This window comes from Pseudoalteromonas sp. SG43-4, assembly GCF_014164325.1.
Taxonomy (GTDB): Bacteria; Pseudomonadota; Gammaproteobacteria; order Enterobacterales; family Alteromonadaceae; genus Pseudoalteromonas; species Pseudoalteromonas distincta.
On sequence record NZ_JACJFB010000084.1, the window covers coordinates 1 to 227 of the forward strand.

The 227-nt window shown below is 44.1% G+C and carries 1 rRNA gene; it reads right to left on the reverse strand.

Annotation, left to right across the window (positions count from 1 at the left end):
• Positions 1-2: 2 nt before the first annotated feature.
• Positions 3-227: ribosomal RNA gene (locus tag H5160_RS20270) — 23S ribosomal RNA — on the reverse strand; the annotation flags it as partial.

The following is a 227-nucleotide window of genomic DNA, read 5'->3' on the forward strand; positions in this document are numbered from 1 at the left end:
GGGGTACGATTCCATATAATCTGAAGCTTAGAGGCTTTTCCTGGAAGTATGGCATCAACAACTTCATCACCTTAGTGACTCGTCTCGTGTCTCAGTCTTAATAGCAACCCGGATTTACCTAAGTCACCAACCTACTCACTTTCACATGGACTACCAACGCCATGCTTGTTTAGCCTGCTCCGTCCCCCCATCGCAATTATATCGAGTACAGAAATATTAATCTGTTT